General features: G+C 34.2%; 1 pseudogene. It reads right to left on the bottom strand.

From position 1 onward, the window contains the following. A pseudogene (locus tag IRZ83_RS18970) lies at positions 1–10,820 on the bottom strand (hypothetical protein); the annotation flags it as partial. Positions 10,821–10,894 lie beyond the last annotated feature (74 nt).

The following is a 10,894-nucleotide window of genomic DNA, read 5'->3' as shown; positions in this document are numbered from 1 at the left end:
GAATAGCTTAGAACTTCGGCATTAAACTCGCCAGCTATGGTCGTTGGTATCTTTTTATCTGATATAACGGCTAGTACGTTTCCTAAGTGATTTGACAACTCGTAACGTTTATCTCCAATCGAAGATAAGAAACTCCTTTGAACTATAGGCAACGCAGGTGTAAAAAGTCCGTTTGTAGGATCCAAATAGTTTGGTATTCCATCCGTTGGTGCATCCGTATTAAGTGTATAAGTACTACCTGTTGTAGCAGCATTTAGCATTCCAGGGCCTCCCTCATAAGTTTCCCAAGTAGCATAACCATCACCATCATCATCAACATCTAGATAGTTAGGTATGGTGTTGATTGACGCTTTCGGATTCTGAATTGAAGCTATTGCATTAGTATTTAGAGTAGCTCCCGTTGCAGGATTTTTGTCGCCATCAGGGTTCGCTCCTTCATTTAGGGTATAAATACCATCACCATCGTCATCTTTATCGTCATGATTTGCTATACCGTCACCATCAGTATCTATAAAACTTAGGTCATTATTTACTTCGTATAAATCAAATATACCATCTCCATCGGTATCCGGCAGGCAAGGTGCCAGAGTACGAATTACATTATTGTTTATTGGTATTCCTAAACTCGATACAGGAGGATTACTTGTGTTTGCCAAATCTGTTGCATCGTCAAAAGTAAACCCGTTTTGTAAAGTATTGATACCATAATTAAAATAACACATATCAAATCCAAGTGCTCTGGCATTACCAGCTCCTCCTAATTTATTAATGTTTTCGGCCGGTATACTGGCTGGGTTAACTGTTGTTGGTGTGATCCAATTAGCTCTGTTTTCAACAATTTGCGTGAAACCATTTACATCGAGTAGGGTAGGATTGGTACCAAAAGTAGTATTCAATTTTATAGCTATGCTATTGGCTGGTGTAGTCAATAAATTTGCTTGTAAAGTCACATCATAGCTTTTGATTGTTGCAGTAACGGGGCTGTCTGATGTAATTTTAGTGTATTGATTAACTGTAATCTTAGGGCTAATCGAATTATTGTTTTTAACTAGGTTAATTTGAACTTGATTTGTGATTTCTTTAGTTTGGCTTTCAATTACATCTTTGGTAACTTTAAGATCTTGTACAGACGCAACCAACGGTGTAGGTACAGCTATATCTATAGTAGTAACAGCAGCGCCTGGTGTAATTTGTGTTTTGAACACAATAGCTGTTCCCTTGTAAAGAGTAATAAAAAATTTACCAGATTCTAATGTTTTTCCAATTTTCAAAATCTGATTTGTAGTGTATGTGCCATATAAAATTTCTGCATTTCCGTTTGAGTAATATAATCTTGGCTGTGTTAACCCTGAATTCCTAACTGTCCTAAAACCATAAAAAAGATTATTGATAGTAAGTCCAACTTTTACCCTATTGGTATTTGTTAGTAAACTGGCAGTTTTAAATTCTAGTAATCCTGTTTCGGCAGGGCCAAAAACAGATACTGGATTTGCTGTTGTACAACTACCTGCAGATACTCTAAAAAGATTTATCAAATCACCATTGTCTACTCTTCTGACACAATTGTTAGCGACACCTTTTATATCTACTATTTTACTTTTGGTAACAGATTCTTGTTTAACGCCTTTGTATTGCAATTCACCTACAAAATATGTTCCATTAGCAGGATTGGCATTAATCAGTTTAATGGATGTGTCCAAATTTAAACTTTTCATATCTGGATCTATTGCAGGCGAATTATTCGAATACATACCCCAAGTTGATGAAGCCGTTGCAGTATCAAAGTGAAGCGAATAATCTCTAATAACAGGTGTTCCTGTCAATATAGAATTCTTAGTTAAAGCACTAGTTTTTGCAGCTATTCTGCCTGTGCTTGCAATGGAACTATTTCCTAATTTGTATATCAGTAAATTAGATTCTTCGAGTCCAAGACGGCTGCTGCCAAAAAGGTCGTGTTCTTTTAGACGATATAACGATTCAGTACTATTTCCCTGTTCGTTAACCTTATAGTTTTCTTCATAAACTCCTAATACATTGCCTTGTGCATCACGAGCATAATGCGTACGAACGATATCAAGACCACGTTGTACACGTTTTGCTATTCTATTGCCTAATCCATCATAATCAAAGAAGATAGTAACACCAGCTTTGCTGTTAGTAACTTTTTCAACTTTGCCATCAACACGCCAGTCAATAGTCAAACCTTCGTTTTTATCTTGTATCAATTGACCAATAGCGTCATAAACATAGTTATACGTATTAGAATCACCTAGATTATAATTAGCCTTTTCAATTAGATTTTGCTTGATATCAATACCAGTATCGGTAAATATATCTTTAGCCACATCAAATACATTTGTTAGCTTGTTAGTTCCAGGAATGTATTTATAGGTAAAGTTGTCCATCTCTGGATTTGGTAGTGTTGAGTTAGGATAAACGCCCGGTGCGGTGTTACGCATGGTTTGTAAATTACCGTTTTTATCGTAAGAATAGCTGGATTCATAACTTTCAGCTGCTTGCATTGTGAAAGCATCAAAAGCTTGAGAAGTCATTGTTTTTATACGATTCAGCTGATCGTAACTATAATTATTTTTTTGTATAGCAAGCAACTGATCGCCTTCTTTACGAATAGCTGTTGTCATTTGCTTAATATTACCATTGTACAAGTTTTGAAGGCTTGTGCCAGTTGTATTACGACTTACCATTAAAGGTTTGAAAGAGTCACTTCCGTTATCCCCTGATATCGCTTTATAGTCATTGTCATAATAACTTAAAGAATAACCAAAAGCATCTTTTGTTTTTGTAGAACTTGCAGATGCTCCATCTTTGCCTAAGTCATTATCACTGCTAGATAGGTTTTCTCCATTAACTGTTTTTAACCAGCCCTGTAGCGTATAAGCATAATCTATTCCCTGCACTTTTTTGTCGCCTAATTCTACTCTCGCTAAAGGTCCGTGTGCATAATATTTGTAGCTAGCATCTTTTTCCCAAAGTGTACCATCTGATGATGTTTCGACATTTACAATACGATTGTCTGCATCATAGTTATAGCGATGCGTAAATTGATCAAATTTGTTAGGCTGAAATTTAACTGTATTTACATTGCCGCTTATAAGATCATAATCGTAAACAATTCTTTTTAAATGAACTTCACAGTCATTTGTTTGTCCTGTGGTTGTGTTGATAACAGTTTGAGTACAATTAGGATTTTTTAGAGCAGTATAGTAATTAACTATCTCTTTTACATTGCCGTGCACATCATAATTATATAAAATGGCGTTATCAAAAGTATTCGCATTCGTATAATTTTGATGATAGAATATTCCAGTTACTCTATTACGGTTATTGTATGCTGGATTAACTCCTGCTGCAACATTTGTAATAAATAATGAAGAAGCTTTGACAGTAGGTTCTACTTCTGGATCTTCATCATAAATAGTTCTTGTAACCTGAGTTTTAGGCAAACTGCTCTCAAAACCATCTACTATGGCATTTACAGCTCCAATAGGTTTTGGACTGCGCAAAAGTCTTCCTTCGGCAGATATACTATAACTTACAGATGCGGATGGATTGGCTGCATTAAATACAAAACTTTCTATTTCGCCAGCCTGATTTATCCTTCCTAGGCTATCATAGTTTGTATAGCTCATTTTGGCAACAGTTCCTGTTAGTTGTTTTCGGTTTTGCGAGGCAATGATTCTGCCCAATTTATCATAAGCAAAAGTTGTGGTATTGCCATCTGGAGTATTTTGCCAAACTAACTGATTTAATGAATTGTAGCGGTATTCGGTCTTAAATTTATGATTAGGCTGTAAATTCGAAATATCACCTGTAAATTGTTTAAGTGGGTCATCAGCTATTTTGTAAGCTTCTATTAGTGCATTTTTTGCTTTAATATCAGCTGGTGAAAAGCGATTTACTCCTTCTGGAGCTACAGTTTGAGTAAGATTTCCTGCTTGGTCATAATAATAAAGCGTATATTGATATTCTTGATCATAATACGTCATGTCAAGATTTTCAACAACCTCTGACATCGCTTTTTTGATATACGATGCAATAAATTCTTTGCGTTTCTCTTGCAGTAAATTATTATAATTATCTGCAGAAAAAGCTTCAGCAATGTTTTTTACAAGTTTTTCACAAGTTGATTCTGTCTCTTCAGGTAGACTAGGTGAAACCACACTAGTTAATGCTGCTGGAGGACAAATTTTACCATTATTAGCTGGTCTAAATACAGTTTCTACCCAATCATTCCAGTTCAGCACAGGAGTTACCTCATTATTAGCTATATTATCTGTATAATATTTTTTGTATTGCTCTATCACAGCATTGATACCGTTAAAACCGTAATGCAAGTAAGTGTCTCCAAATTCTGCAAGTGTTCTAAAACGGATATCATAAAGCTCTTTAACATCTAGTTCAGTTAAGTATCTGATATAGCTGTCTGAAATATACTGATAACCATTATTGCAAAAATTATCAAGAGTAGCTTGTGGCACTGAGTAATCAGCTATGCTTATTTTATTCATCCCGCTTATAAAAGCAGCTTTCTTTTCATCGCAAGCGACAGGAGCTACAGTTTGAGGAATACATGTAGTACATGTTTCTACCGAAGCTAATAACCTTTGAGAGCTTTTAACAGCACTTCTAAGAGAACTTGTAGCTTTTTTAGATCTAGCAGTTGCTTTACTGGCTAGTTCTTGTAAACTGATTGCATCACTTTGTAATAAATAATAATCATTTGATGGTACAGACTCAGCAATCATTCTCGCTCTGGCAACTGTATTGTCTGAAAGGAAATCACAGAAATCACTAGGACCTGCATCTAGCATTGTACCTGGAGCATAAAAGTTCATTCTATTTTGCAGAAATACAATTTTCGACTCTATTACATTGCTATTTTTGTTCTTATAATAAATTAAAAGACTGCTATCGCCTATATAATCTACACTTAAAACAGTAGCAATATCTTGGATTCCAAAATCCATTTCAATTCTGCAAAATATTTTGTCTATGCCGCCTGTTCCCCATGATCCTGCAGAAGCTGGACTTACATAATCATGATCGAAGAATCCTATTGCAAAATAATCCGAAGATGAAAATATTTGACATTTTGATATTTCTACATCATAATTATTTGGATAACTAGCCGCAAAACTTTCTTTTAATTTTTGAAATCTGCTCTCCAATTGAGTTTCCTGAACAAATGAATTTACATTAGGGTATGCATTTATTGTAGTAGCATCATTTACAAAACCCCCATTAGGATTAAATTGGTAATTTGCAGCTATAACTTCATTTAAAATGTTTTTTAATCCATTTTCATATAATTCTTCATTTTCTTGCGAATTTTCGCAACTAACTATTTTTTCAATCTCCGCAGGTACTAGAGGAGCAAAGAAATTACAAAAATCATCATCACCTAAAGACATAGATATTGTTCCTTCGAATGCAACACATTTTTGGCTTTCAGTATCATAATTTATATGTAATACATTATTTGAATCGATATCAATTTTGTTAAGATGAAGAATTGGCTCTTGAACGATATAACTAGGAGGTACCCCTATCCAAAAGACAGGCATTTGATTGCCTTCGTTATCATGGAACGAAATAATTATGGTGTCCCTAAAACCTGAATAATTGACCTGAAACTGATAAAGGTCAGTTGGTGGAAAATTAGGGAGATTTGCTTTTCTATATCTTTCAAAACGAGCCACTAAATTAGAATTATTGATAAGATTATTCATAGCAGGGTACTCGCTGCAGACGCGATAAATTGCAGTGTCAGGTGATGCTACTCCTCCATAATTAATTGTATAATTAGGATCAGATAAAATTTGATTTATAAAGTCTTTTAGATCGTTTTCAAAAGTAATTTCAGTTTCTGAATTGCTACAGGCAGCTATAGATAGACCTTCACACGGAATAACATTTTGACAAGCATCTCCAATACCATCTTTAGGATTAATATCCAATTGATCTGTATTTGGTGTAGTTGGACAGTTGTCTAGCTCATTTGGAACTCCATCGCGGTCATCATCCATAATAGCAACAAAAGGACAACAGTCAAAATTATTAGTAAAAAGTTTTAACGTTCCTTTTAAAATAGCTGTACCAGTAGTGAAATTAGTATTGCCAGAAGTAACTAACTGAAATGAACTTTCAGCATTATTATCTGGGGACTTAATTGTTATAGACTCAAATTTTTTGAAGGTATAAGAGTCAATCAAAACACCTTCTCTGACAGATTCTAGAACAAGGTTTGCAATGATATTTGTACCTTGTTTGAAATATATATTTTGTGCATTTCTTTCCCAAGTTATACTAGTATTGGCTCCGAAAAATTCTTCTAAATAAGAATTATTATACGCTGTATAATTACTTATATCAATAGGCGTAGTGCTATTAAAGGTACCTTTTGTTTTTAATTCGTTGAAAAGAGGTATCAAAGCTTTTTCAAACTTAGATTTTTTATTACAGCCAACTCCCTGGTCATTTGTTGCTTGATTAGGATCTAAAACTTCACCAATAGCATTTGGAGATGTCCCGCATTCCCCTATAGGAGCGCAAGTTTCTCCGGTTAGAATAATTTCATTAGAAATCTCATTACTTCCAACAGCTCCTATTTCAGCCACGACAGAGAATTTGTATTTTCCTTCTGAAGGTTTTGAATTTCCTAAATCGTAATAGATTTGCTTTAGATTTTTAATAGACCAAGAAGAGCCGTAATTTGCCCAAGTATAACCACTTGTTTTAGGCAGTTGTACTGAAATTGGACAAGTTGAAAAATCTCCTCCAGTTTTTGGAGTAATGTTAATAGTCAAAGTTGCTCCTGTTGCTGGTGTTGAAACAGTTAAAGGCTGTAATCCATTTGCAAATAATCCTTCTAATGTTTGATTAGCCGAAGGAATAATTAATTTTTTAATCAATTCTTTGGTAATATACGACTTATTAAAAGCTGCATTCGATAAAGATACTGGTGAAGTAAAAGCACCATCTTTGAAAAATCCATTCAAAAATATATCGAAGTCAAACAAAAGTGGGCAATTTCCAGTTTGAGCATAATACTCAAAATGGTTTGCTTGAACTGCATTGGCCATAGCATCTGTAGGACTTAAGCTCGAGTTGTATCCAAAATCTGCTGGAAGATAATTTTTTTGTTTGCTTTGATATAATATTGCACTGCTGCTTTCACATAAAGAGCCTGCAGTAACAATGTTATTTTGAATATAATTAGACAGCAACTTTTTCTGAGTGAAATTATCACTCAAAACATCTGTAATTGCACTAGAAGATGCTTGACCTACACAGCCATTAAAAGATTTGCGCTGCATAGCATATATATTGCTGAATATATGTTTGATTTTATTTTTTAATCCGATGTACAAACCTTTATAAACATTCCATACCTCATTTTTTTCAGATGCACTTAATGTAATATTAGTTAAGTCACATTGAGAAAAAGAGTTGCACAATACACTTTGTACAGCTACTTGATACATAGTTAAATTAGTATTATCTGCTCCGATGTAACTGTTGTTTATAGCCTGATACATTATACTTCCAGTACCAACTCTCATACTATAAAGAGTGGCATCTTCAAATGGAGCAGGAGATTGTGCTTGTTTAAAATAAGGGTCATTATTGTAAATTTTGAATTTGCCTGAATTTCCTGCACTGTCAAAATCAATAAATCCTTTTGAATATGCATCAGCATAAGTTGCAGTATTCATTAAATAAGAATCATAACCATCAGAAGATAAAGGTGTAGAAATTGTTCCTGTACTTTTAGCTATAGTAAAGTTTATTGTTCTTTGGCATATTTCACGGCTATATTCTAAATATCTATATTCTGGGTGATAAAGTAATAAAGATTGCGCCCAACTGTCTTCCCAATGCGCTATAAAATCGCTTACGTCCTTCAATTGCTCTGGCTGTACGGTCCAAATATCACTCCCGTCTGGAGCTTTTGCAGGACTAAGGACAGGAGTAAAGGCCGGATCAACTTCAGGTGAATATATTTTAGGAGTACTTGTATTGTCTATTATTTTAACTTCAATTACTGACGGAACTCCATAAGAATCTTTATAAGTATCTACTTGATCTTGAGTAGGGCTAATTGCTCTTCTAGGATGTTTCCAGTTGTTTCCAGTGGTTGCACCGTTATAATAAAGACTACCATCTGAATTGAAAACACTTAATTTGTCAAAATTTGAATTGGGTACTTTATTTCCGTTTGCATCTATAGTATTTACATCAGTAGCTCCATATTGTCCATTAGGTCTCAAATCTGAGATCAATAAATTTTCATTCATTTGACAAGAAGTTTCAAAATCAACGAATGTAGGATTACATATTTTATCACATTCTGCATATAACAAATCCCATTCTCTACTGAAACGTATATTTAAAGAATTTACATCAGATACTGTTATTATATTGCCTTCCATATCTGTAGCACCATTGTTTAATGTAATGCTTGTTGTATTGCCTGACGCGTATACACTTAGAACTACTTTGCCGTATAATTTATCGAAAGCACCTTGAACATAATTCAATTTTGTTCCTATACTTTTTGTACAGCTCTCACATGTAATATTACACGAATCATAAATAAATTGAGTATTGGGTGATAATCCAAATTTTGGATCATTAGGATCAATATAGCATTCAGAACTAGCTGTGGTCAATTTTTTTATGTAATCATCAGCGTAATCGTTTAATGCTTTTTCATTTACCTTAATTTCTTTTTTCAGACTATAGCTTCCTGTATTTAAAGTTGCTTTTGACTTAACTACAGGCAGACTTGCCGGAATATTGCTGCCTGATAAACTAAACGTACCAACAGTTTTAAAAATAGGCGTATCTAATTTTTCATTGCCACAATCGTCTTTTAAACCCAATTTAACATCATACACGAAAGGATATAAACCTGTTGGGCAATAAAAAGGAGAGAATGAGTTTGTTTGATCTAAACTATATTCAAAGTCATATCCTTCTCCGTCATTTGTGACTTCTACTGATTTTGAAAGAGTCAAAATATCATTGCTTTGAGGAAATATTCCTGTCGATTGTAATATGTTGTTGTCTTTTGCTGTATCTGCATCAGTAACTGCAAGTTTGTTGAGTAAGTCTGCAGTAACACTTCCATGACCGTTAGCATCAGCATTAGCCTTAGTATCTACGTTTTCTTCTGGCAAGCTAATAAGGTTATTTGGTGATTTTCCAGACAACGCCGTAGCAATAGTGCGCCCTTGTGGATCTAGATAACTTACAGATACTTGTTTATTAGGATCAACTACAATATTTTTTTTATAATGAGAAGATTCACCTACACTATAACCAAACAATCTATGCAGCTCTGGAGCTGAAGGTGTTGTGTAAAAATATTTCATCTCATGATTACTGCCAAGCTGATGCTCTACACCCACGCCGCCTTTTCTAGCTATTCGGCCTGTGTTGTCAGGTGTGTATTCTATTTGTGAGAAAGGATATAGTTTGGCATCCGGTACATAAGCCTGGTTAGTTCTTGAAGAAAAATCCGAATATCCCGTTGGAGAATAATACCTGCTTGATCCAGAACTATCCGACATTCCAGAAACATTGCTAAAACAGCTTCCTCCATCTATATCAAAATCTTTAAAAGAATAGGATTTGCTTTGGCTATTTAAGTTGTAATTTTTAAAATAATGAATATTAGAATCAACATTTGGAGCAGGCAATATCTCTAGGCCGGCTCTTCCTTGACTGTCATAAATAATTTCTCCTACTATAGTAGTATTATCGGTATTTATTTTGGTTACTGTTTGGCGATTTCTCAATGAGCCGTCAAAATAACTGACGATTTCTTTTTTCTTTCCATCTTCGGCATAGCTCGCTTGAAATTGCCAGTTTTTGCCAGCTTCATGTTCAGAAATAATGCTCTGATGAGGCCAATCAGCAATTGTGTTTTTTACACTAGTTCCTGAACTCCAATTACCATAATATTTAACAAGTTCTGTATTTCTGCTGATTCCTCGTACTCTATATATCAAATACCCTTTACTGTATATTAAGGGTATTTCAAATGTGTTTTTAGAAGTTATGATTCGGGTATTATTGAGTTCAAAATCTCTCTCTTTAAATGGAATTTGATCTCCAGATAAATGAGCAGTTATGCCTTCATTACTATAATTATCAATCCAAGTCCATTCTAATTCATATTCTAAAGCACCAGCTAAACTTGCCCAGTTAATGGTTACTGAACTTCCTGTAGCATTAGTTGAGCCAATCGGATTAGGCAATTGTTGTGATACTGCATAATACCTTTTTGTCTTGAAACCCATATTAACGAAAGCATTATTTGGTACTACGTTTCCGTTAGCTGTATTCAATGCATTGTATGAAATCAATTGTACTCTGATACCAAACCTGTTTTCGATTTTTAAATAACTTAAATCGCTAAAGTTTGCACCTCCGTTTTTAGCAGGATTGGGGTTATAATTAACTGTCAATTCTTTATCAAAAGAAGTATCATTACTGCCGTCTTGTTTTAAAGGAGTTACTCTAAAAGTTGCCTTTAATTCATAAGCGACATATGGTGCTAGATTATTATCGATACTTAATGACAAGTAGCAATAAGAGCCTAAATTGTTTTGATTCGGAAAATTAGCTTCTGAATCAAAAATAGAGATAGGAGCATTGCCAAAACTGGTAATCGCTGTTGGCTTAAAACTAGTATACTCTCTTTCTTGTACTTGTGCGCTGAGTAGTACTGTAAAGAACAATAACCCAATTAAGCTTATCTTTTTACTTAACACATTCAATGATATATTCATATTATAATTATAACGTGATTAACTTATATGTTTTAAACTTTTCCAAAAGATTGTTATTGATACTGAAATAATTG

Origin of the sequence: Flavobacterium sp. JLP (genome assembly GCF_015350755.1) — a bacterium.
Classification (GTDB): Bacteria; Bacteroidota; Bacteroidia; order Flavobacteriales; family Flavobacteriaceae; genus Flavobacterium.
The sequence above is the reverse complement of the archived record's forward strand: the minus strand, read 5'-3'. Positions and strand labels throughout refer to the sequence as shown.